20 protein-coding genes are annotated in these 22,133 nt (G+C 35.8%); 9 read left to right on the top strand and 11 right to left on the bottom strand.

Translation table 11 applies throughout. The annotated features are described in order from the left end of the window. Nucleotides 1-4: 4 nt before the first annotated feature. The 3 genes from M0D58_RS13485 to M0D58_RS13475 are packed head-to-tail and all read right to left on the bottom strand — an operon-like array spanning nucleotide 5 to nucleotide 2,718. Entirely contained in the window at nucleotides 5-796 is a 792-nt protein-coding gene (locus M0D58_RS13485; protein WP_248390299.1) for a DUF4129 domain-containing protein, read from the bottom strand. Further along, nucleotides 789-1,751 (bottom strand): DUF4013 domain-containing protein, encoded by a 963-nt coding sequence (locus tag M0D58_RS13480; protein WP_248390297.1) that lies wholly within the window; start codon nucleotides 1,749-1,751, stop codon nucleotides 789-791. The genes M0D58_RS13485 and M0D58_RS13480 overlap by 8 nt, the downstream gene beginning before the upstream one ends. Beyond that, complete coding sequence (locus M0D58_RS13475; protein ID WP_248390295.1) at nucleotides 1,735-2,718, bottom strand: stage II sporulation protein M; 984 nt, start codon at nucleotides 2,716-2,718, stop codon at nucleotides 1,735-1,737. The genes M0D58_RS13480 and M0D58_RS13475 overlap by 17 nt, the downstream gene beginning before the upstream one ends. Nucleotides 2,719-2,744: 26 nt before the next feature. On the opposite strand from M0D58_RS13475, the gene M0D58_RS13470 reads away from it, so the two are divergent. Together M0D58_RS13470 and M0D58_RS13465 are read left to right on the top strand one after the other, a co-directional pair. Next, nucleotides 2,745-3,494, top strand: coding sequence for an RDD family protein (locus M0D58_RS13470; RefSeq protein WP_248390292.1), 750 nt, complete (start codon nucleotides 2,745-2,747; stop codon nucleotides 3,492-3,494). A gap of 182 nt (nucleotides 3,495-3,676) precedes the next feature. Then, nucleotides 3,677-3,967, top strand: coding sequence for a GNAT family N-acetyltransferase (locus tag M0D58_RS13465; protein ID WP_248390289.1), 291 nt, complete (start codon nucleotides 3,677-3,679; stop codon nucleotides 3,965-3,967). Here M0D58_RS13465 and M0D58_RS13460 read toward each other — a convergent pair. The 5 genes from M0D58_RS13460 to smpB all read right to left on the bottom strand — a co-directional run bounded on the left by M0D58_RS13460 (nucleotide 3,956) and on the right by smpB (nucleotide 8,744). After that, nucleotides 3,956-4,927, bottom strand: a complete 972-nt coding sequence (locus M0D58_RS13460) for a glycosyltransferase family protein (RefSeq protein ID WP_248390286.1) — start codon at nucleotides 4,925-4,927, stop codon at nucleotides 3,956-3,958. The genes M0D58_RS13465 and M0D58_RS13460 overlap by 12 nt on opposite strands. Further along, nucleotides 4,924-5,751 (bottom strand): UDP-2,3-diacylglucosamine diphosphatase, encoded by an 828-nt coding sequence (locus tag M0D58_RS13455; RefSeq protein WP_248390283.1) that lies wholly within the window; start codon nucleotides 5,749-5,751, stop codon nucleotides 4,924-4,926. The genes M0D58_RS13460 and M0D58_RS13455 overlap by 4 nt, the downstream gene beginning before the upstream one ends. A 123-nt stretch (nucleotides 5,752-5,874) precedes the next feature. Further along, complete coding sequence (locus tag M0D58_RS13450) at nucleotides 5,875-6,615, bottom strand: YebC/PmpR family DNA-binding transcriptional regulator (protein ID WP_248390280.1); 741 nt, start codon at nucleotides 6,613-6,615, stop codon at nucleotides 5,875-5,877. A gap of 93 nt (nucleotides 6,616-6,708) precedes the next feature. Further along, a complete protein-coding gene (locus M0D58_RS13445; protein WP_248390277.1) occupies nucleotides 6,709-8,208 on the bottom strand; it encodes an OmpA family protein in 1,500 nt (499 codons plus the stop codon). A 77-nt stretch (nucleotides 8,209-8,285) separates the two neighbouring features. Continuing rightward, on the bottom strand, nucleotides 8,286-8,744 hold the full coding sequence (gene smpB / locus M0D58_RS13440) for an SsrA-binding protein SmpB (protein ID WP_248390274.1): 459 nt from the start codon (nucleotides 8,742-8,744) through the stop codon (nucleotides 8,286-8,288). A 190-nt stretch (nucleotides 8,745-8,934) separates the two neighbouring features. On the opposite strand from smpB, the gene M0D58_RS13435 reads away from it, so the two are divergent. The 7 genes from M0D58_RS13435 to M0D58_RS13405 all read left to right on the top strand — a co-directional run bounded on the left by M0D58_RS13435 (nucleotide 8,935) and on the right by M0D58_RS13405 (nucleotide 17,702). Beyond that, on the top strand, nucleotides 8,935-10,557 hold the full coding sequence (locus M0D58_RS13435) for an ABC-F family ATP-binding cassette domain-containing protein (protein WP_169231294.1): 1,623 nt from the start codon (nucleotides 8,935-8,937) through the stop codon (nucleotides 10,555-10,557). A 95-nt stretch (nucleotides 10,558-10,652) separates the two neighbouring features. After that, nucleotides 10,653-12,365 carry a single-stranded-DNA-specific exonuclease RecJ gene (gene recJ / locus M0D58_RS13430; RefSeq protein WP_248390268.1) on the top strand — a complete coding sequence of 571 codons (1,713 nt, stop codon included), beginning with the start codon at nucleotides 10,653-10,655 and terminating at the stop codon, nucleotides 12,363-12,365. A gap of 1 nt (nucleotide 12,366) precedes the next feature. Beyond that, the gene (gene nadD, locus M0D58_RS13425) at nucleotides 12,367-12,954 is read left to right on the top strand and encodes a nicotinate (nicotinamide) nucleotide adenylyltransferase (protein ID WP_248390265.1); all 588 of its coding nucleotides are present in this window, start codon (nucleotides 12,367-12,369) and stop codon (nucleotides 12,952-12,954) included. A gap of 108 nt (nucleotides 12,955-13,062) precedes the next feature. Next, a complete protein-coding gene (locus tag M0D58_RS13420) occupies nucleotides 13,063-13,758 on the top strand; it encodes a hypothetical protein (protein WP_248390262.1) in 696 nt (231 codons plus the stop codon). A gap of 5 nt (nucleotides 13,759-13,763) precedes the next feature. After that, complete coding sequence (locus M0D58_RS13415) at nucleotides 13,764-14,105, top strand: DUF3817 domain-containing protein (protein ID WP_248390259.1); 342 nt, start codon at nucleotides 13,764-13,766, stop codon at nucleotides 14,103-14,105. A 320-nt stretch (nucleotides 14,106-14,425) separates the two neighbouring features. After that, on the top strand, nucleotides 14,426-16,702 hold the full coding sequence (locus M0D58_RS13410; protein WP_248390256.1) for an outer membrane beta-barrel family protein: 2,277 nt from the start codon (nucleotides 14,426-14,428) through the stop codon (nucleotides 16,700-16,702). A 139-nt stretch (nucleotides 16,703-16,841) separates the two neighbouring features. After that, nucleotides 16,842-17,702 carry an alpha/beta hydrolase gene (locus M0D58_RS13405; RefSeq protein ID WP_248390254.1) on the top strand — a complete coding sequence of 287 codons (861 nt, stop codon included), beginning with the start codon at nucleotides 16,842-16,844 and terminating at the stop codon, nucleotides 17,700-17,702. 22 nt (nucleotides 17,703-17,724) lie between these two features. Here M0D58_RS13405 and M0D58_RS13400 read toward each other — a convergent pair whose 3' ends face one another. From M0D58_RS13400 to M0D58_RS13390, 3 genes are read right to left on the bottom strand one after another with little or no spacing between them, the layout of a single operon-like run. Then, complete coding sequence (locus M0D58_RS13400) at nucleotides 17,725-19,482, bottom strand: discoidin domain-containing protein (protein WP_248390251.1); 1,758 nt, start codon at nucleotides 19,480-19,482, stop codon at nucleotides 17,725-17,727. Nucleotides 19,483-19,511: 29 nt separating this feature from the next. Then, nucleotides 19,512-20,537 carry a hypothetical protein gene (locus M0D58_RS13395; protein ID WP_248390248.1) on the bottom strand — a complete coding sequence of 342 codons (1,026 nt, stop codon included), beginning with the start codon at nucleotides 20,535-20,537 and terminating at the stop codon, nucleotides 19,512-19,514. Beyond that, the gene (locus M0D58_RS13390) at nucleotides 20,534-22,123 is read right to left on the bottom strand and encodes an NAD(P)-binding protein (protein WP_248390244.1); all 1,590 of its coding nucleotides are present in this window, start codon (nucleotides 22,121-22,123) and stop codon (nucleotides 20,534-20,536) included. Before M0D58_RS13390 ends, M0D58_RS13395 begins: the two co-directional genes overlap by 4 nt. Between the last annotated feature and the right edge of the window lie 10 nt (nucleotides 22,124-22,133).

Raw genomic sequence — 22,133 nt, 5'->3', positions numbered from 1 at the left:
AGATTTACGGTTTAAACGATTGATACTGGGTTTTAAATTTCTGATAGCTTTCTTCCGAAATGCTGAATTCTCCGTACCATACGTAATCAAAAATGTATGAAAGCTGAAAGAATTCGTCCTTAAGATGCGGGGCTTTTAGTTCTGCCACATAGTCTTTATTGGTTTTTTCAGGATTCCAGCCAATGAGTTTTTTATCACTGAGTTTTTTTAATACAAATAAAAACTGGTAACGCACCGCGGAACGGAAATCACCGGATTTTTCAAACTTCAGGATGCTTTCCGGAAAATTAATTTCGTGGATATTTTCATGAAGCTCTTCATCTTTAAGATCAACCTTTTTGTTTTTCTTCCCGAAAAGAAAACCTCCATCTTTACCGATAAGATATTTAATAATAAAGTACAGCAGGAAGCCTGCGAGAATAATTGCGAACAGCCTTACAAGCATTCCTGCAATATTGGCTGAGTTCGTAAAAACCGTTTCTCCGAAAATGCTGTTCAGGATTTCAACGATTTTTTTCATCAGCTTTTCCCATACTGACATTCTCGGTTTTGTTGTGGTATAGTCAAAATCTTCACCTTTATATCTTGACGGAACGTTTTCTTTAAATTTTTTAGGATAAACCGTATTATCTGTAAGCGGTTTGTTCTGCAATACAGAATCTGCCCGGTACATATTTTTGTAGTGGCTTGTACTGACAGAATCTACATACACTTCTGCAGTCGGCGGCGGATCATCCTGTGCATGAACATATCCTGCAGCTAAAAAAATCAGTAAAAAAATAAAAAACTTATTCATTAATCCCGATGGTATCTATTTCTGCCAGTTCCATTTTCTGATGAAGATCTGTGCGGCTGTCATAATACATTAATCCCGAGTTGATGTACAAAACATTCATCAGCAGGGTTGAAATAACGGAAGAAATCCCGTACATAACAAAAAACAAAGTTCCGAAGTTTCCGGCAAAAGGATTTTGCTCAAATTGTGCATCAGGAGCTGTTGTTGAAAGTTTCATAATAAATAGGATCATTGGAATAGATGAAAAGAACAGGCTCACAATGTAAAACAACACCATCATAATGATGGTTGCTCCCCAATATTTCCAATACGGAGAATTTTCTCTCACGTTTTTATAGGAGAACTGCGATCTTATGGCATAACTTAGTGATTCAAAAAATCCTCTTTTCCCGTTAAAATAATCAAAGCAGAAAAATAAAATGATATTAAACAAATTAGGCACCACAAAAAGCATAATTACCAATCCTATAATAATAAAAATAAGAATATATGAAATCCCGAAAATGACAAATGCTATGGGCAACACCAAAAATGTTAATCCGAAATAAGCAGCGGCTACTTTTTTACCGTTTGATTTAAAATCACTGAGGATATCATCTGCCTTTATATTTGTTTTTCCTTCCGCAATTCTTTTCATGTAAAAAACAGGAAACAGAAAGTTTACGATCATGAGCGCTGAAGAAAGAACGAATAACAAAATTCCGCATACAATAAGCATTCCCATATTATCACTGAGAAACTGCTCAAAATAATAACTCTGCCCTGCCATATTGGAACCGAAAATTGCTCCAAGGAATTCTTTATACCCGAAAACAATAACTACCAACATCAGAATCAGCAGCAATCCGTTCAGGAGCAGAAAATTTTTAAAATAATTCTTACCGTATAATTTGAAAAAAGTGAAACTGTCTGTGATAAAAGTTCCGAAATCTCTCTTTTTATAAAACTGCATCATGGATCTGGTTATTGATTTTTCTGTTAACGATGGAAGGATATATAAAATAGTAAAATCCGATAGTGAGAAGTGATCCGAAGATAATAATAAGGTTTAAAGACAAGGGCATATTCAGGGCATGTCTTGTGACGTAACCTTCGATAATTCCGGCACAGATGGTAAAGGGTACCGTACTTAAAAATATTTTAAATGAATCTTTAAAACCGTTCTTAAAAGAATTGAACCTTGAAAACGTTCTTGGAAATAAGATGGACGCTCCCAGAATAAGCCCACACATGGCTTCCACCACCATGGAAAAGATCTCAAAAACACCATGAAGCCATATTCCGCGTGCACTGTCGCACAAAGCTCCGTAATCATAGAAAAAATACTGGAAAGAACCGAGCATTACACTGTTTGACAAAAGCGCCCACAAAGTACCAACTCCTCCAAAAATCCCATAAATATAAAGTTTGGCTCCTACTCCAATATTATTGAATATAATCCCAATTGTACTTCCCCAGGTAGATCCGCTCTGATAAACGCCAACAGCATTACCTTTTTTGATATTTTCAATGGTCTGGTTTACATAATCTTCTCCCAAAATAATTTTAGCAAAATCTTTATCATAGACTGCAGAAAGCAAACCGATGAGGGTAAATAACGTAAAGAATAAAAATGCATAGACTAAATATCTTCGGTATTGGTATACAAGCAAAGGGACTTCCGTTTTGAAGAAATATACCATACGGTTTTCTTCTACTCTTTTAGTTTTATAAATTTTCTGAAAGATCTGTGAAGAGAGGTGATTCAGATAAACGGTTGTATTGCTTTTAGGATAATAGGTCTGTGCAAAAGAAAGATCGTTGATAAGATTAATGTACAGCGAAGAGAGGTCATCAGGATTTTTTTTAACTTTCCCCTGGATAACCTGTTCGATTCCCAACCATTTTTCTTTATTTTGTTTAATAAAATAAACTTCTCTCATAACTATAAGGCTAAAATAATAAAATTATGTCTCAAATTGCGATTAATACTTCACAAAATGTAAATATTAATTTCAACATCGCCAGTGTTGGAGACCGGCTGATTGCTTTCTTTATTGATCTTTTAATAAAAATAGCTTATGGGATCGCTGTTGTGTATATTTTCTTCACGGTTCTGAATCTTGGTTATTTATTACAGGGGTTGGATCAATGGTCAATTGCAGCAGTTTACATCATCCTGCTTTTCCCTACGGTAGTGTATCCCGTGGTTTTTGAAAGCCTTATGGAGGGTCAGACTCCCGGAAAAAAAGTTATGAAAATCCGTGTTGTAAAGATTGACGGTTACCAGGCGGGATTCGGAGATTACCTGATCCGATGGGTTTTCAGAATCATAGATACTTCTTTTGCAGGAGTTGTTGCACTTGTTTCGATGGTTGTTTCCAAAAATAATCAGCGATTAGGGGATATTGCTTCAGGAACTGCTGTAATTTCCTTAAAAAACAAGATTAATATTTCACATACTATTTTAGAAAATATCCGGGAAGATTATGTTCCTACTTTTCCCCAGGTGATTGCTCTGAGTGACAATGATATGAGAATCATCAAAGATAATTATCTCAAAGCCCTGAGAATTGATGACAGACATGTTATCAGTAAACTTTCCGATAAGATTAAAAGCATTCTCAAATTGGAAATAGATCCTACAAAAATGACGGAAAGGCAGTTTATAGGAATTATTATCAAAGACTACAATTACTACACCGGTAAAGATAGCTAAAGCAAAATGGTCAATCTAATTAAGATCTAAATCATATCATTATCAGAAATTGACAAGTACAGTGAGTTGACTGTTGACTATTACAATTAACGAATCAAAATCCACCATTTTCCTTTCTTAACGTACATCAAAAATTCCGCGGTGCAGTTTTTGTATTTTTACTTTACATAAAAACTTAGATTATGAGATTTGAAAATAATAAGTCAGGAAACGGCGGTGTGATTACTTTAAATAATGAGTTAAAAGAAATCGGAAGGTTAACCTATACTATTTTTCCGGATGAAAATAAATTTATCATTTCATTTGTTTTGGTACATCCAGAATTTGAAGGCCGCGGAATGGGAAAATATCTTGTAGAAGAAGCTATAAAATTTGCCCGGGAAAATAACTGGAAAGTTTATCCGCATTGTTCTTATGCAAGATCTGTTATGATGAGAATGAATGATGTGGATGATGTTTTTTTACAACGCTAAAACTTCATTCACTAAGATTTCTTCAATATCATCAGGATAATCCACTTTCAGATGGCGGTCTGAAGCTACCCAATTACGAATTTCTTCAAGATTTAAAATTTTAGAATTCGGTATTCCCATTTTGTCTAAAGCGCAGGCATTGCATTCCTGCTCATACTGATTATGAATAGGAATCACAAATAGTTTCTTATCCATGAAAAGGGCTTCTGCAGGAGTTTCAAATCCCGCATTGCAAAGAATTCCATCGCAATTTTCAAAACTTCTAAGATATTGAATTTCATCAATAGGAAAAATTTCAACATTACTATCTTTAAACTGGAGTTTCGAGTATTTGGAAAAAACTTTCCATTCAACCGGAATTTGTTTTAAAACTTTAATGATATTTTCATCTGAAAAACTTGGAAGATAGACCAGATAAAAGCCTTTTTTATTTGGGTTAAGGTTTCTTATTTTCCTTCTGATGACGGGCTTTTTAATCTGAGGATGATAATTTTCGAAATGAAATCCTATTCTTCTCTCACCAGGAACGTAATATTTCAGTACAAGTTCTCCAAAAAAATCTTTTTTTTCCGGCCTAGGTGTTTCTTTAAATAGCATGGAAGCCTGATGGCTCAATTCAATCATGGGGTACTTTTTGAATTTGCATGCCCAGCCGGTAAGCGGTTCATAATCATTAATAATAAGATCATATTCAGAAAGATCTATTTCCCTGATCGTTTTGAAAGCTTCCAGAAAATTATTATCCACAAAAGTTTTACGGTAGGATAATCCTCCTGTTTTATTGTACAAGAGGGAAATTCCTTTATGCTGGTAATTAATGTCAAAATCAGCCTTTAACTGTGACTGGTGACCGCTGATCAGTGTTTCAACAGACGCATACTTTTTCAGGATGGGAACAATTTCCTGAGCACGGGCAACATGCCCGTTTCCTGTTCCCTGAAATGCATATAAGATTTTCATTTCGTGAAATTGGTTACTATTTTTAAAAGATCGGTACTTTTAATATCCTGAATTTCGTCCGAAGCATCATCTTTCAAAGAATGCTTATGATCTTCATAATAAAAAATTTTCCATTCTTTATCATGATACTCCAAAGCAGAAAGATTTTCAATCCAGTCCCCGGAATTAAGATAAATGCAGGAACCTTTTTTATTAACTACTTCACGTATCTGTGGCTGATGAATATGCCCGCATACTACATAATCATAATGATTGTCAATAGCCAGTTCGGAAGCGGTCAGTTCAAAATCTCCGATATACTTAACTGCTTTTTTTACGTTATTTTTGATCTTTTTGGAGAATGAATATTTTTCTTTTCCCATCTTTTCCAAAAACCAATTTACGATATTATTGATAACAATTAACAGATCATACCCCTTTCCGCCGAGCTTAGCAATCCATTTAGAGTGCTGAACGGAAGCATCAAAAACATCGCCATGGAAAATCCATGTTTTTTTATCATCAATATTTAAACAGATTTTATTGCAGACTTTCAGATTACCCAATTCGAAATCGGTAAATTTCCGGAACATTTCATCATGATTTCCGGTGATGTAGTACACATCTGTATTTTTTGTAGCAAATGAAAGGATCTTTTTAATTACTTTCAGATGAGGCTTAGGAAAATATGACTTTTTGAATTGCCAGATGTCGATGATATCGCCATTTAAAACCAGCGTTTTCGGCTGAATAGAATTGAGATACCGCATCAATTCTTTAGCCTTGCATCCATAAGTTCCCAAATGCACATCCGATATCACAACTAATTCAACGTTTCTTTTCATAGTTTTATGCAAAGAAACTACTTGAAAATTAACTGTATATGAATGTTATATTATTTTTATGTATTGTTAAAAACCTCACAGGTTTTAAAAACCCGTGAGGCTTATATTGTATATGCTCCAATATTAAAGAGTATTCATCAGCTCTTCTAAAACCTCCATATTGTGATAAACATTCTGCACGTCGTCGTCATCTTCGAAACGCTCAAGCATTTTCATATTAGCTTTGAACTGTTCTTCGTTCACTTCTTTTGTGTTATTAGGAATCCTCTGAAGCTCTGCGCTTTTTGCCTCAATTCCAAGCTCATCTAATTTATGGGATAACGAACCGAAATCTTCGAAAGCAGTAGTGATCATAACTTCTTCTTCATCTTTTTCAACATCCTCCGCACCGCCGTCGATCATTTCCATTTCAAAATCGTCCCAATCCATTTTGATCTGAGACAAATCGATGGTAAAAATTCCTTTTCTGTCGAAGATAAAAGCCAATTCTCCGTTTTTGCCAAGATTACCGTCAAACTTATTGAAAACAGCTCTTACATTCGCAACGGTTCTTGTAGGATTATTGGTAGTACACTCAATAAAAAATGCGACTCCTCCCTGACCATAGCCTTCATAAGTAATTTCCTCATAGTTTTCAGCATCTGCACCACTTGCTTTTTTGATAGCTCTCTCCACATTATCTTTCGGCATGTTTGCTCCTTTCGCATTCTGGATACACCTTCTCAATGCAGGATTTGATTCCGGATCAGAACCGCCGGCTTTTACCGCTAGTGCGATATCCTTTCCTATCTTAGAAAAAGTTTTGGCCATCTTATCCCATCTGGCCATTTTAGAAGCTTTTCTATATTCAAATGCTCTTCCCATTTTATTTTTTAATTTTCAACAAAAATAATTAAAAGTGAACGAAAAAAAAATACCTCCAGAAAACTGGAGGTATTTATTATTTAGAAAAATTGATTATTTTTTCTTTTTAACTACTTTTTTCTTAGTAGTTTTCTTAGCAGGAGCTTTTTTCACTGGAGCATCTTCATAATCTTTCTTCTTCATTGCATTCCATTCGTTCATATCTTCGATAGCTCTTACCACTACTTTTCTGTCAACTTGTCTTTCAGCATCAGAAGCTGTAGCTGGAACTGTAGCTTTAGCTTTACCAACACCTACAGATTTAAGTGCGTTAGCATCTACACCTCTTGCATCTAAAGCAGCAACTACTGCAGCAGCTCTTTCTCTAGATAATTTCAGGTTGTAAGCTTCAGAACCTTTAGCATCAGTTTGACCTTCTAATAGATAGTTACCTCCATCTTTAACGATGATAGCAGCTGCTCTATCTAATGCTGGAGTTGATTCAGCTTTGATTGTAGCTTTGTTGAAATCGAAATATACATTTCTGAATTCTTTTTCAACTTCTTCAGCAGTTACTTTTTTAGGCTTAGGACATCCGTTGTATTCTGGAAGACCTGGAACCGTAGGACAAGCATCATCTTTATCTAAGATACCGTCACCATCTGTATCTGGCCAAGGACATCCGTTGTTTTCTGCAGGACCTGCAACTGTAGGACAAGCATCATCTTTATCGATTACACCGTCACCGTCTGTATCTGGCCAAGGGCATCCGTTGTTTTCAACCGGACCAGCTACGTCTGGACATTGATCATCTTTATCTGGAACTCCGTCTCCATCTGTATCAGGACATCCCTGGAATTCTGGTAAACCTGGAGTATCAGGACATAAATCATCTTTATCTAAGATACCGTCCTTATCTCTGTCTCTGTTACCGAATCTGAAGTTCAATGAAGCAGAAGCTTGCCAGAAGTTAGCAACATTTGATTTATCACCTGGAGTTGATACGTAATCTCCTTGGATACCTAAACCGAAGTTTTTAGTCAACCAGAAGTTAATACCAGCACCTGTAGCAACAGTAAAGAAGTTTGCTTTACCATTTTCGTTACCGTTATCACCATTTCCAATTACTTCTCCAGTAGGCATTCCGTTAATAAGAGCTTCTCTTGGGAAAGTAAGAGATGTATAATCATGTCTCAGGTAGTTAGCACCAACTCTTAAATAAGGATCGAACCAAGATTCTTCATCCCATAAAAGACCTGCAGCTTTTGCCTGGAAACCAAGACCAGTCATTAACATGAATTCTTTACCCATGTTAAATCTCTTGTTTTCAACATTACCTACAGTAGTTTGCCAGTCGATTACTAAACCTTTACCTATGTTTCTAGCAACAGTAAGCTTAGATAATGGCGGAGTAATAGAGAAGTTGTTCACATTGAACATGTTCTTCGTCAAATTATTAGCAGAGAACGTATTACTGAAGTTGTCTCTCTGTGCCGAGTGGTTTTCCGCATGAGCACCAACCCCGATCATCCACGGATTGTTGGTAGTCTGAGCGAACACAGTAGAAGCGACAGTAAGCGCCAATGCTGAAATTCCTAATTTTAGATTTTTCATAGAATTAAATGATTAAATAATTGATAATGCAAAATAAATATAATTTTTCTTTATATACAAAGTTTTTCCGATGATTTTTAACTTTTCTTTAATATTCTGTCGAGGTTACGTTTATTTTCTCTATCTTTAATGCTCTCCCTTTTATCAAAGAGTTTTTTACCCCTTCCGAGGGCAATCAGCACCTTTGCTTTTCCCTTATCATTGATATATAATTTCAAAGGTATAATGGTATTCCCTGCATCCTTTAATTTCTTTTCAAGCTTTTGCAGTTCTTTTTTGTGCAACAGCAATTTCCGTTCCCTTTTTGTTTTATGATTATAAAATGTACCCAATTTATATTCATCAATCATCATATTAATTATATATAATTCCCCGTCAATAAACTGACAGAAGGATTCTGCAATAGAAGCCTTAGAAGAACGCAAAGATTTTATCTCCGTACCGGTGAGCACCATTCCGGCTTCATATTCTTCAAGAATTTCGTATTCAAATCTGGCTCTTCTATTGAATATATTGACTGTTTTTTCTATTTTCATCTTGATTTGTCTGATATCTGAATAAATAAGGTTTATCTGATACTCATCAAATTATTTTGAGAAATCCTTATTTATATAAATTTATTAATGAAATATATAAAAAATACCTTACATTTAAAAACTTGAATATTACATTATTACGAAATACCCAAATTCTTTTCGTATTTTTGCGCCAAATTTACAAAACTATATGTTAACAGTATCTAACTTATCTTTACAATTCGGGAAAAGAGTTCTTTTTGACGAAGTAAACATTATGTTTACCAAAGGAAACTGCTACGGGATTATCGGAGCAAATGGTGCAGGAAAGTCTACATTCCTTAAAATATTAACAGGAAAACAGGACCCAACAACAGGACACGTATCTTTGGAACCTGGAAAAAGAATGTCAGTTCTTGAGCAGGATCACTTTGCTTACGATCAATATACTGTTCTGGAAGCGGTTTTGAGAGGTAATAAAAAACTATTCGAAATAAAAGAAGAGATGGACGCGCTTTATGCGAAGGAAGACTTTTCTGATGAAGACGGCATCAAAGCAGGTGAACTGGGTGTAATCTATGATGAAATGGGCGGATGGACTGCAGAATCGGATGCACAGACCATGCTTTCTAATGTTGGGATTACAGACGATATGCACTGGCAGATGATGAGCGAGCTTGAAAACAAAGACAAGGTAAAAGTTCTTTTGGCTCAGGCGCTTTTTGGGAATCCTGATGTACTGATTCTGGATGAGCCTACCAACGACCTTGATATCGATACGATTTCATGGCTGGAAGATTTCCTTGCAGATTATGAAAATACGGTAATTGTTGTATCTCACGACCGTCACTTCTTAGACACGGTTTGTACCCACATCGGTGACCTTGATTATGCTAAACTTAACCTTTACACGGGTAACTACTCTTTCTGGTACCAGGCTTCACAATTAGCAACAAGACAAAGAGCTCAGGCTAATAAAAAAGCGGAGGAAAAGAAAAAAGAACTTCAGGACTTCATCGCAAGATTCAGCTCCAATGTTGCCAAAGCTAAGCAGGCAACAGCAAGAAAAAAAATGATCGATAAATTAAACATCGATGATATTAAACCATCTTCCAGAAGATATCCGGCAATCATTTTCGAAATGGAAAGAGAAGCAGGAGATCAGATTCTTGATGTAAAAGGTCTTGAAAAAACGAAGGATGGAGAATTATTATTCTCTAACATCGATTTAAATCTTAAAAAAGGAGATAAAGTTGCTGTTTTGTCTAAGAACTCATTGGCAATCACAGAATTTTTTGAAATTTTAGCGGGAAATGTTCAGGCTGACAAAGGAACTGTAGCCTGGGGAGTTACCACTACTCAATCTCACATGCCTTTAGATAATACAAACTTCTTTCAGGAAGACCTAAGCCTTGTTGACTGGTTAAGACAATTCACTAAAAATGATGAAGAGCGTCACGAAGAATTTGTAAGAGGATTTTTGGGAAGAATGCTTTTCTCTGGTGATGAAGCATTGAAATCCTGTAAAGTACTTTCGGGAGGTGAAAAAATGAGATGTATGTTCAGCCGAATGATGCTTCAGAAAGCCAACGTTCTTTTGCTTGATGAGCCTACCAACCACTTAGACCTTGAGAGTATCACGACGTTGAACAACTCGTTGTCTAACTTCAAAGGAAACATCTTATTGGCTTCTCATGACCACGAAATGCTTTCCACAGTCTGTAACAGAATCATCGAACTGACTCCAAACGGAATTATCGACAGAGAGATGACTTACGACGAATACCTTGCCGATAAAAGGGTAAAAGAATTAAGAGAGAAAATGTATTCTTAAATATTTGAAACCGTTCATAACCTGAGCGGTTTTTTTTAACATTCTGCGGCAACATTAAACTTTCCTTTTAAAATATATTTCCCTATTTTTGTGAAATGAGTCAAAAATGGATTTACAAGCCCGAACCCGATGAAGAAATTGTGGATGGATTAAGTTCGTCTCTTGGTTTTGGAACTTTTGAATCTAAGCTCCTCGTTCTTAGAGGAATTGACAATTATCAAAAGGCCAGAGAATTTTTTAAACCGAACCTTACCGACATTCACAATCCGTTTTTAATGGCAGATATGCAGAAAGCCGTAGAACGCATTGCCACCGCCATTGAGAATGGAGAAAAAATACTGGTATACGGAGATTACGACGTAGACGGAACTACCGCCGTTGCCCTGATGTATCTGTACCTCAGCAAAATTGTTCAGAAAAAATACCTTGATTTTTATATTCCCGACAGAAATTCTGAAGGGTACGGAATTTCTACAGAAGGTATTGATTTTGCCAAAGAAAACGGCTTTTCATTAATCATTGCCCTGGATTGCGGAATCAAAGCATTGGATATGATCAATTATGCCCAGAATTTAGGCATTGATTTTATCATTTGTGATCACCATTTACCCGGCGACGAAATTCCCAGTGCAGTTGCCGTTCTCGATCCTAAAAGAAGCGATTGCCGCTATCCTTTTAAAGAACTTTCCGGATGCGGAGTTGGTTTTAAACTTTGCCAAGGTTTAAATACGATCTACAAACTTCCTGAAGCAGAGCTTTTTGAACTCACAGATCTTCTTGCCATTTCTATTGCTGCCGATATTGTTTCTATGACCGGAGAAAACCGGGTTTTGGCTAAAATGGGTCTTAAAATCCTACGCAAAACGAGAAATTTAGGATTACGATTATTAATTCCTGACGACAAACTTTCTCATTTTGAGATTTCCAATATTGTATTCGAAATTGCTCCCAAAATCAATGCTGCGGGAAGAATTTCTCACGGTAAAGCTGCTGTAGAACTCATGGTTTCTGACAACCTGAAGCACGCTCACCAGATCGTAAGCGACATCATGGATCTCAATGATGAAAGACGAGAACTAGATATGAATTCCACCCTTTCTGCTCTGAATCAAATTATTGAATCCCAGCAGGAAACAAAATACACCACTATTGTTTACCATCCTGAATGGAATAAGGGCGTGATTGGAATTGTAGCATCAAGATTAATTGAAACTTATTATAAACCAACTTTGGTTTTTACTGACGGAAATAATGGTGAAATGGTTGCTTCCGCGAGGTCTGTAGCAGATTTTGACGTTCATGAAGCTTTGGATATGTGCTCTGAGTATTTCCTGAAATTCGGAGGACATCACGCTGCAGCAGGACTTTCAATGGAAAAAGATAAATTTGATGCCTTCAAGGAAAAATTCGAGAGAGTGGTTTCGGAGAAAATTAAAGAACATCAGAAGGAACCTTCCATTACTATTGATTCTGAAATTCAGATAGATGAGATTAACAGGGAGTTTATTAATTTTCACAGAAAGCTGGCTCCTTTCGGGCCTCATAATATGAAACCCATCCTTGCTTTAACCAATCAGAAGGTTTCAGGATATATTAAAACGATGGGTAAAGATAATAATCATCTCAAGTTTTATATCAGACAGGAATCAACGGGAAGAAATATTGAATGTGTAGGTTTCAAATTGGGACAGTTTGCCGATGATTTCAGAACAAAAAGCTTTGATCTTGTTTTTACTCTTGAAGAAAATCACTGGAAAGGTAATGTAACACATTATCTTAATATTAAAGATGTGAAATTCAGGGATTAAAATGAAGAAAATAGGTCTCTTTTTCGGATCGTTCAACCCTATCCATATCGGGCATCTGATTCTTGCGAATTATATTCTGGAACATACGGATATGGACGAACTCTGGTTTGTGGTAAGTCCACAAAACCCTTTCAAAGAAAAAAAATCATTGCTGAAAGACCATAACCGCCTGGACATGGTACAGCTTGCCGTGAAAAATTATTCAAAAATGCGCGCTTCCAATGTGGAATTTTCTTTACCTCAGCCGAGTTATACCATTGATACGCTAACTTATCTTCACGAAAAATATCCGGATTATTCTTTCAGCTTAATTATGGGCGAAGATAATCTTCAGAATCTTCACAAATGGAAAAATGCAGATACACTTGTTAAAAATCACCATATCATCGTTTATCCAAGGGTATTTAAGGGTGAAAAAAAAGATTCGGAATATCTTCTGCAGCATGAGAATATTTCCTTTATTGAAGCCCCTGTCATTGAACTTTCTGCAACCGAAATCCGGAATATGATCAAAACCGGAAAAAATGTAAGACCTATGCTTCCTCCCGAAGTTTTCGAATATTTGGACGGTAGTAGTTTTTATAAGTAATTGTTTATGAAACTGTACTTTTTTTTAGTTTTACTATTTTGTCACTATTTTATTTTCGGCCAGGTGATTTTTCAGAAAGATTCTGTTGAAATAAAAAGAGAATCTGCGATGGAAAAAAGGCTACAGGAAATATTGAAATATAAAAAGGAGCAATGTACCAAAGATTCACTGATAGCCGTGCGTGACGCTAAAACTGTAAATAAGTACTTCATAAATAACATTGCACCTAATGGTTCTGAATTTCCTGCACATAAAGAACTAGAAGCTTCTTTAAAAAAGCTTGGAATATTTTGGGGCGGTACATGGATGGGAAATTGTATGGGAACCTACTCTGCAAATTCGTGCTATTATCACTATATGAATGAATTTACAGAAGAAAAGTTTGGCAAAGAAATAATACAAAATATTATTCGGAAATCGCTTCTTGATTATGTTGAAAAAAATCCTTCTATAATTTTTGAAATTAATGATCATTTGGATTGGTTATATGAAAATAATGGAATGTTAGCTGACCAATTAATCAATCAGCTTTTCTATAAAAAATATAAGTATCCAAAAGGATACAGAAAACCACCAAACATTAAAAATTCCTTTACTACTGTTTACCTTTTCTATGATAATACCTCTCATAGTTTAAAACTTGATCATTTTAGGCATCAAATATCTGATGCTCATAACCAAAAGTTCATTCCTTCTTTTGAAAGAATGATCATTGGTTTTATTAATTCTCCTATCTTTGTACTCTCTGAAAATGCAGGACGGTATAACGGATTAAAAACTTCATTTATCATTTATTATAAATAATTCAAATGAATTTCATCGAAAAATTTTTCTCAAAATATCCGCAGGAAAAAATAATCAAATGGTTTAAGCAGGTTTGCGTTGCCGAAGCAATCACGTGTTTCCTGCTCTACGGTGTTGCCATGATCTGGAAACGGTACGATGATGAGGGACTGCTGCCTACCATTTTCATCATTATCATTGGAAATGTACACGGTCTTTTTTTTACCCTCTATTTGCTGCTTTGCCTTCCTGCAAGAAAGATTTATGAATGGGACGATGAAGATTTTGTATTTGCACTTCTTTCGGCATTTTTTCCTTTTGCCACTATCTGGGTCGATAAAAAACTTGCGCGTTTTGACAGAGAATAATACTACACAGGATCTTTTCAGATCCTTTTTTTTGTAATCAACCTAGGATAGTTATCCTGCTGATTATTATAATTCCTTTTTCTTTATTTATTTTTTTAGCTTAACATGTAATATTTTATTCAGCTGAATTGTCTCTACAATAACGAAGACTTAATAAGTTAAAAATTTAACTAAAATTTTAATCACTGTAAATCAATTAGTTAAAATATATTTAAAAACATTTTAAGTACTTTGTATTGCAAGATACTTAATTTATTATATATCTTTGCAATGTTAAATAATAACAAATACAAGCTATTAAACTTTCTAAAATTAAAAACATGAAAACGACAATTTTAATTGCAGCTATATTTTTCAGCGGAATGACCTTCGCACAGGAGAAAAAACAAGACAGTGTAAAAACGAAAAGTATAGAAGGCGTTACAATGACCAAACAGGTTTTCAAAAAACAAAGTGACCGTTTTGTGTATGACGTAGCAGCTTCCCCAGTAGCAAAAGGAAATACTACTTTTGATTTGCTGAAGCAGACTCCCCTGTTGTCTACAACCGATGATAAGACTTTAAAGATTGCAGGGAAAAATAATGCATTAATATACATTAACGGTAGAAAAACCAATATGGATGCAGAATCTTTAACACAGTTTTTAAAAAATACTCCGGCAGAAAATATACAGAAAATAGAGGTGATTACGGTTCCCGGAAGCGAATATCAGGTAGAATCTTCTGACGGAATCATCAATATTGTTCTGAAGAAAAAAATGAGTGACGGCACAAGCGGAAACATGCGAATGTCTAACTCTCAGAATAAATATAATGCCAGTAACGCGAGCTTCTCTGTAAATTACAGAAAAGACAAATTGGGAATCAATGCCAACCTTAGCGGTGGTGAAAATATTAATCCACAAACATACATTTTGAGAAACAGATCAGGAAATGTTCAGAACGAATCCGTGGGTGATATTGATGATCCTAACAAAAACCTTGGAGGATATCTCAATGTTGATTATCAGCTGACCGAAAAGAGCAATCTTGCATTATCCTGGAATTCATGGGCCAATAAAAGCTATAATTCTACCATCAACTTGCTGAATATCATCACGAGATATGATAACAATGATAATTTGATATCAACAGATTATACGAGGACTAAAAATAAAGAAAATGCAAGAAATTATAATAATTCAGTTAATTTGAACTATGAGCTGAAACTTGATTCTCTCGGAAGTAAATTCAATGTAAATGCCGCTTATCTCAATTATAAAAGATTTCAGTATTCTGACAACAATACGATGATTTCAGATGTTCAGGGAAGCACTTCCGGATTTTCAAGAACAGGAAAGAAAATTATTCAGGATATTCCGCAGATCATCAATAATTTTTCCGGAACGGTAGATTATATTCAGAAATTTAAAAATGATTTTACATTTTCTGCCGGAGGAAATTTTAATAAGACCAAAACAGATAACGACACTAAAAATTACACCTACGATTACATCTACAACAATGCGGGACAGTTACAAATGATTGACTTAACCACAGATCCCAACCACTTTATTTATGACGAAAATATTTATGGAGCATATCTTACTTTAGAGAAAAAATTCTCAGATAAATTTTCGGGAAAAATCGGAGCAAGATATGAAATCACCAACAGCCTTGGAACATCTGACAATGCAAAACAACCTGAATATCAGAGAATAAAAAGAAACTACAACAACTTCTTGCCATATTTAAGCTTTAACTACGCGATTAATGACAAGAACAATATCTCGTATTCCTTTTCAAGCAGGATGAGAAGACCAAGTTTCTGGGAGCTTAATCCTGTGAAAAACATCATTACACAAGACAACTATACACAGAACAATCCTTTTGTAAAAGCATCTTCCACTTACAACCAGGAATTAACGTATATGTATAAAAACTCGTACTTCCTGATCCTGAATCACACTTATGAAAAAGACCAGATTACACAGGTGCCTTTACAGAGAAGCTATATTGATCCTGAAACCAACCAGAAAAGAGTTCAGTTGGCTTACATAAGGACGAATTTTGGGGACAAGCAGGAAATGTCTGCCATGCTTGGGGTTCAAAAGTCGCTTTTCAAGCAATATCTGACATTGAATTTCAATGCGGGAGTTCAGCACAATATCAACAACGGAACATTGAATACGGATCCTACAACCGGGCAGGTTTTTGACACCTACATCAACGACAGAAAATCTACCAGCTTAGTAATCACCAGTAACAATACCCTGCGTCTTGACAAGAAGAAAACATGGTTCCTGGGAGTAAACTTCTTCTATGTAGATCAACAGCAAATCGAGCTTGGAATTCTGAAAGACCTGATGAGTCTTGACCTTAGCATCAAGAAAAACTGGAACGACTGGACTTTTGCAGTAAACGTGAATGATGTTTTAAGAACCAATTTGGTGGAAATAGAAGATTTTCAGTCGAGTGGAAATTATAATTATATAAAAAACGACATGTACCGAAGAAGTATTACTGTAAGCCTTACCTACAATTTCGGAAATCAGAAAGTGAAAAAAGTAAGGGATATCGAAAGCGCTTCGGACGCTATTAAAAACAGAACCAGATAACAACAATCATTTCTTCATATATATTATTTTTTGTGGTAACTCACCGTTTTACGGTGGGTTTTTTATTGTTGAATCCTGGCACATACAATGAAGCATAATTTTTGATCAGGATAAATATAATCAGGAAAGATTTTTATACATGAACAACCGTTTATTCATTTTAAGTATTATATTACTTATAATATGCAGTAACTGCAGGCAAAAAAACGTTAATTTCGGAAATGGGGTATCATTTACGATTGAGAAAAATATTCCGTACGGAGAAGATTCCCAGCAGCAGATGGACATTTATCTTCCGGAAAACAGTAAGAAAGAAAAAGATATTTTTATCATTATTCACGGTGGAGGATGGCGCGCCGGAAGTAAATCTGAACTCACTGCTTTTACCTACAAACTGATGGAAAAATTCCCGCGAAATATCTTTGTCAATGCAGATTACCGACTCGCTTCCACAACAAATTTTGCTCTTCCGGGCCAAACTGATGATATTCGTACTATAACAAAGTACTTCGATCAGACATTATCATTCAAACCCAGATATATTCTTTTAGGAAACAGCGCAGGGGCAAACATCTCCATGTTATATGCCTATCAATTTGACCGGGATAATAAGGTAAAAGCAGTAATCAATATCGTAGGGCCTGCAGATCTCAATGATCCCGGATTTAAAAATTACAATGATTATTCATTTCTTGAAAAACATATGATTGATCCTGCCATTGTTCCCAAAAATAGATCATTAATGGATTTCGGAAGCCCTGTACGATGGGTAAATAAAACCGCTCCTCCTACTCTTTCTTTTTATGGAATTTATGATGATATTGTCCCGTTATCACAAATGAAAACCTTAGATTCCGTATTAGAAAAAAATAATGTATATCATGAATCCTATGAATTTAATGGAAACCATGTTAACTGGATCAATGAACCCAATTCTGATTTTCTTATTCAAAAAATACATATGTTTTTAAACAATACCGATCAAAAGAAAACGCTCTGAAAATTTCAGAGCGTTTTCTTTTTTATTCGGACTTAAAGATTTCTGACCTTTCCGAAACTCCGTTGGCATTGAAAGCCTCGATCTGGAAATAATAAGCATCGGTTCTGTCGGCTCCGGTAAAGAAATATTCATTTTTCCCGTACACCATAATACTTCCGTATAATTTCTCAGGAGATTTCCCCCAATAGATTACATATCCGTCTGCATCGGAATTCTGCTGCCACTTCATCCAGATGCTTCTTCTTTCGCCGTATTTTTTAGGATCAGAACGTAAAGGCACGAAATTCTGCACTTTTCCGGGAACTGCTCCTGCACCTTTTCCAAACACCCTGAATCCGCTTAATGCAAACTTTCCTGTCGGCATTTTTAAATTTTCCATCTTTAAAAATCTTGCTTTTGCCGGTTTTTCAAGTTCTACATAATCGTGCGGAACGTCTTTTGTATTTTTACTTTTATCAACAATAACATTCCATTTTTTGCCATCATTGGAACCGTAAATTTTGTACTGATGCATCTTGCCCAGCGTTTTACCCATAAATTCAACATCCTGATCCGCATAATTGATCTGAATGGCATTAATGGTGGAAACCTCTCCTAAATCCGTCTGAAACCACTCTCCGGAATTCCCTGTTTTGGCACTCCAGTAGGTTTTGATATCCTCATCCACCGCATAATTAGAGTGATATCCTCCCAGTGTTGATGAAACCTGAACCGGTTTGTTATAATTCAGTAACATCCATCCGGCAAAAAGCCCTTTGGAAAAGTCTTTTCCCTGTGCATACTGCGGAAGATAGGTGGGATAGTCTCCATAAGCCGTGTTGCAATACATCACATCATCTTTATCAAATCCTGCAGGCCAGATCCCCAGACGTCTTTCAAAATTATTTTTTGTGGAAATAAAAATGGTAGAAATATGCCACCAGTTTTTATAATTATCTTCGAAAGTTGCGCCGTGTCCCGCTCCCCGTGCAAACCCTCCCGGTTTATAAGAAAATGGATTGTGCTGCTGATATTCAAAGCCCCCCAAAGGCTTGTTGCTTACATACACTCCGTCTGAGTATCCACTGAATTCTGTTGCCGGAGCTCCGTACTGCATATAATATTTCCCGTTGTGTTTTGTCATCCATGCTCCTTCCACAAAAGGCTGCAGGAAAACATTATCATTGTATTCCCCGAATCTTTCCCAGCCGTGATCTTCAGGCTTCAGTCTTACAATCGGCTTTACAAAACCTTCCGACTGAAGCGTATTTACCTTCACTTCGGTGCCCAGTAAAGGCCATTCGTTACTGGAACCCCAGTACAGATACAATTTATTTTTGTCTTCATCGTAATGAAAGGCAGGATCCCAGGCTCCTACTTTTAGTGTATCAACAGCAATTTTCCAGTCGTCTTTTGTAGGATTGGTGCTTTTCCAGATCGGGAAATCCTGTTCCCAGGTAGATCCGAAAACATATAATGTATCCTTCATGGCCCAGACCGCCGGAGCATTCAGGTCGTGAATGTATTTGTTATCTCTCAGGAATTTTCTCTTTACAAATTTCCAGTCGAGCATATCATCACTGTACCAGTATCCTTCCTGATTGGTAGAAAAAAGGAAGAGTTTATTTTTAAAATTAACAATTACAGGATCTGCGGTAGCACGGTGTTTTCCCTGTTTTGAAAAAACTTCAAACGGGGTATAGCCGTAGTCGATATTAATGGGGTTACAAAATGTCTTCTGTTGGGCTTTTAAACTAAACAATCCCAACAGGAGCATTACTGACAAGAGGTACTTCTGCATTTTCATACTTTTTAACTTTGAAGACAAAATTAATTAACTTTTTTGGGTTTTCTCCAAATAAAACCGTCCAATAAATAATGGGTAAGCTGAGGAACGATCAATAAAGGGATTAAAAATTGGAACCAGGTAAGTGAAATATTTAGATTTAAAGAAAAATGTTCGTTCCAGATTAAAATTTCCCATAAAAATTCTTCAAAAAATGCAAAGGCAAGAATCGTTACAACAAACAGGAATATTCCGAAAGTTGATTTAAAAAGAGATAAATTATTTAATTTCTGCTCATCTTTCTGTTTTATTTCCCTGATGTAAATTAAAGCGACATAAGGAATCCCGTGTGAAATAACATTCAGGAAAGTGAAAACCAGATCATTATTAAAATAAACAATTCCAAAATACCAGGAAAGATAGGTTCCGGATATTAAGGCAATTTTAGGAATATTATATTGTTTCTTTTTAAATATTTCATACATCGTTTTCAATATCCAGATGATTAAAATTCCGAAATACAGGAAAGTAATCAAAGGAACAAAATCCGGAATATTCTGAAGCCAGCTGAATTCATTTTCAACAAACCATGTAAAAGCTCTGGGTGTTTTAAACCAGTACAACATTGGAAAAATGGTGGCAGAATATACGGCAATTCCGTCTATTTTTTTACTCCAGCTATTTGGTTCAAATCGGGCATAAATTCTCATGAAACCGTATTGCTGCCTGATAAAATGAAAAACGGCAATTAAGGCGAGAACCGACCAAAACGTCAAACTTCCGAATTGATATAAAACCAATCCCAAAATCCAGCTTACAGCAGGAATTCCGTAATACAAGAGCTTTCTCTTTCTAACCTCTTGCTTAACAAAATATGTTTTAAACAAAGTTGAATAGACATGCGCAACATCTACAAAAACAATCAGAAACAGCCATGTGTAAAAGGAATAATGATTTTCAAGTCCCTGAATCTGTTTCTGAAACAAGAAAACAATCAGCAAAATGATGAAAGGCGGCGATAAAATAAACCAGCCGTCTGTTTTTGCATTATGGATCCAGGGTTGTTTCATAACATATTTTTTGCAGTTCTCCATCCCTGATAAAATGCTTCTTCAAAAATTGAAATTCCCGAAAGATCCGAATGTGCAAAGAAAACTTTTCCGTCAATCGGCTGTTTTGCATTCTTGGAATTTTCGAAAATCTGCCCCGGAACCGGTGCAATCATTGCGTGCCCTATTTTATGAAACTGCATTTCGATAATAAAATCTTCAATCAGAGGATGTGCTTTTTTCAAATCTTCCAATACGAGGTTTTTCAGCTGATTTTCTTTTAAAGCATATAATCTTTTCCGTGCTTTCTTACAATTATCCGTCGAAAAACTCCTGTAATAAGTGATCACTTTTTCGCCCATAATTTGCTCTACATTCTGATGTTGGTCATAAATATAACCCAAACCGTCGGAACCATAAATTACGTTATCCCAAGCCAATTCTTCATCTCCTCCAAAGTCATTTCGTAAAATAATCGTTGTTAAAAGCCACGGAACATAATTGAAATTTCCTGCTTTTTTATGATTTAAAATTCTTTCGTTCACAAACTGTGGTGTTGCAAACAAAACCTTTTCAGCTACAATTTTCTTTGTTTTGTTCTGAATATTATCAAAGCTTAAAACCTCAACATTATCATTAATCTTAACATCAAAAACCAAATGGTTAGATAAAGCTTTATCTTTTATATATTTTGAAAAATGCTTTGCCAATCGTGCATTTCCTTCCGGCCAGGTAAAAACCTGATCTTTGTATTTCTTACTCCAGTTGTTTTTTCTTCCGGCAAAATAATGAATTCCCGCCCAGGCCGAAACGTAATCAGTTCCCAATCCATAATCGTCGCGGCACGAATAATCCAGCAGCCATAACAATTCTTCCGACATAAAATTTTCCTTTTTAAGCCAGTCTTTAAAAATAATTTTCTCCAATTGTAAAACCTCATCTTCGCGGCTGGAATCATGAACCGGAATGGCAAACCAATAGTTCCCCGATTCGTCTTTTTTGTTCCTGAAATCATCCATCCGTTTAAAAAAGCGGTCGAATTCCGTTTTTACTTTTGTTGAAATTCCGTTTTGGGGAACGATATCATTCTGCCAGGAATTTTTGAAGAATAGTCGTTCTTGCTGTGGAAAAGTCATCTGGTATTCATCCAGGATCGGGTCACCGGTTTCATCGTCGCCCTGATAAATTCCGGTTTCTTTCAGAAATTCAATGATTTCGGTGTTTTCTTTATTGGGCAACGGTAGATAATGTGCTCCCAGAGGAAATTTGGAGAATTGATTTTGTCCGTTGGATGAGTTTCCGCCCAAATGGTTTTCCATTTCCAGTAAGAGATAATCTTGTTCATTATTCTCACTGAAAAACCGGCAGGCCGAAAGCCCTGAAATCCCGCCTCCTACAATAAGATATTTCGTATGAATTTCTTCTGTAGGTTTAGGAAAATCTTTTGCCCAGAGTTTATGGCCTAAAATATGATTGGTTCCGGTGATTTTAAGCAATAATGATTTGCCTTTCTTACTGCAATACTGTAAAAAAGGAAGCATCAGACTGCCTAAAAATAAGGTTTTAAGGAAATCTTTCCGTGAAAATTGAGTGGATTGATTTGACAAGATTTAAAGT

The organism is Chryseobacterium nepalense (assembly GCF_023195755.1).
In the GTDB taxonomy this organism is placed as follows: Bacteria; Bacteroidota; Bacteroidia; order Flavobacteriales; family Weeksellaceae; genus Chryseobacterium; species Chryseobacterium nepalense.
This window is presented reverse-complemented; position numbering and strand designations above follow the sequence as displayed.

Coding starts and splice junctions, on each gene's coding strand:
- M0D58_RS13410 (WP_248390256.1), top strand. CDS start 14,426: ATGAAAACGACAATTTTAATTGCAGCTATATTTTTCAGCGGAATGACC.
- M0D58_RS13395 (WP_248390248.1), bottom strand. CDS start 20,537: ATGAAACAACCCTGGATCCATAATGCAAAAACAGACGGCTGGTTTATT.
- M0D58_RS13470 (WP_248390292.1), top strand. CDS start 2,745: ATGTCTCAAATTGCGATTAATACTTCACAAAATGTAAATATTAATTTC.
- recJ (WP_248390268.1), top strand. CDS start 10,653: ATGAGTCAAAAATGGATTTACAAGCCCGAACCCGATGAAGAAATTGTG.
- M0D58_RS13475 (WP_248390295.1), bottom strand. CDS start 2,718: ATGAGAGAAGTTTATTTTATTAAACAAAATAAAGAAAAATGGTTGGGA.
- M0D58_RS13445 (WP_248390277.1), bottom strand. CDS start 8,208: ATGAAAAATCTAAAATTAGGAATTTCAGCATTGGCGCTTACTGTCGCT.
- M0D58_RS13405 (WP_248390254.1), top strand. CDS start 16,842: ATGAACAACCGTTTATTCATTTTAAGTATTATATTACTTATAATATGC.
- M0D58_RS13480 (WP_248390297.1), bottom strand. CDS start 1,751: ATGATGCAGTTTTATAAAAAGAGAGATTTCGGAACTTTTATCACAGAC.
- M0D58_RS13415 (WP_248390259.1), top strand. CDS start 13,764: ATGAATTTCATCGAAAAATTTTTCTCAAAATATCCGCAGGAAAAAATA.
- M0D58_RS13460 (WP_248390286.1), bottom strand. CDS start 4,927: ATGAAAATCTTATATGCATTTCAGGGAACAGGAAACGGGCATGTTGCC.
- nadD (WP_248390265.1), top strand. CDS start 12,367: ATGAAGAAAATAGGTCTCTTTTTCGGATCGTTCAACCCTATCCATATC.
- M0D58_RS13455 (WP_248390283.1), bottom strand. CDS start 5,751: ATGAAAAGAAACGTTGAATTAGTTGTGATATCGGATGTGCATTTGGGA.
- M0D58_RS13485 (WP_248390299.1), bottom strand. CDS start 796: ATGAATAAGTTTTTTATTTTTTTACTGATTTTTTTAGCTGCAGGATAT.
- smpB (WP_248390274.1), bottom strand. CDS start 8,744: ATGAAAATAGAAAAAACAGTCAATATATTCAATAGAAGAGCCAGATTT.
- M0D58_RS13435 (WP_169231294.1), top strand. CDS start 8,935: ATGTTAACAGTATCTAACTTATCTTTACAATTCGGGAAAAGAGTTCTT.
- M0D58_RS13420 (WP_248390262.1), top strand. CDS start 13,063: ATGGAAAAAAGGCTACAGGAAATATTGAAATATAAAAAGGAGCAATGT.
- M0D58_RS13450 (WP_248390280.1), bottom strand. CDS start 6,615: ATGGGAAGAGCATTTGAATATAGAAAAGCTTCTAAAATGGCCAGATGG.
- M0D58_RS13465 (WP_248390289.1), top strand. CDS start 3,677: ATGAGATTTGAAAATAATAAGTCAGGAAACGGCGGTGTGATTACTTTA.
- M0D58_RS13400 (WP_248390251.1), bottom strand. CDS start 19,482: ATGCAGAAGTACCTCTTGTCAGTAATGCTCCTGTTGGGATTGTTTAGT.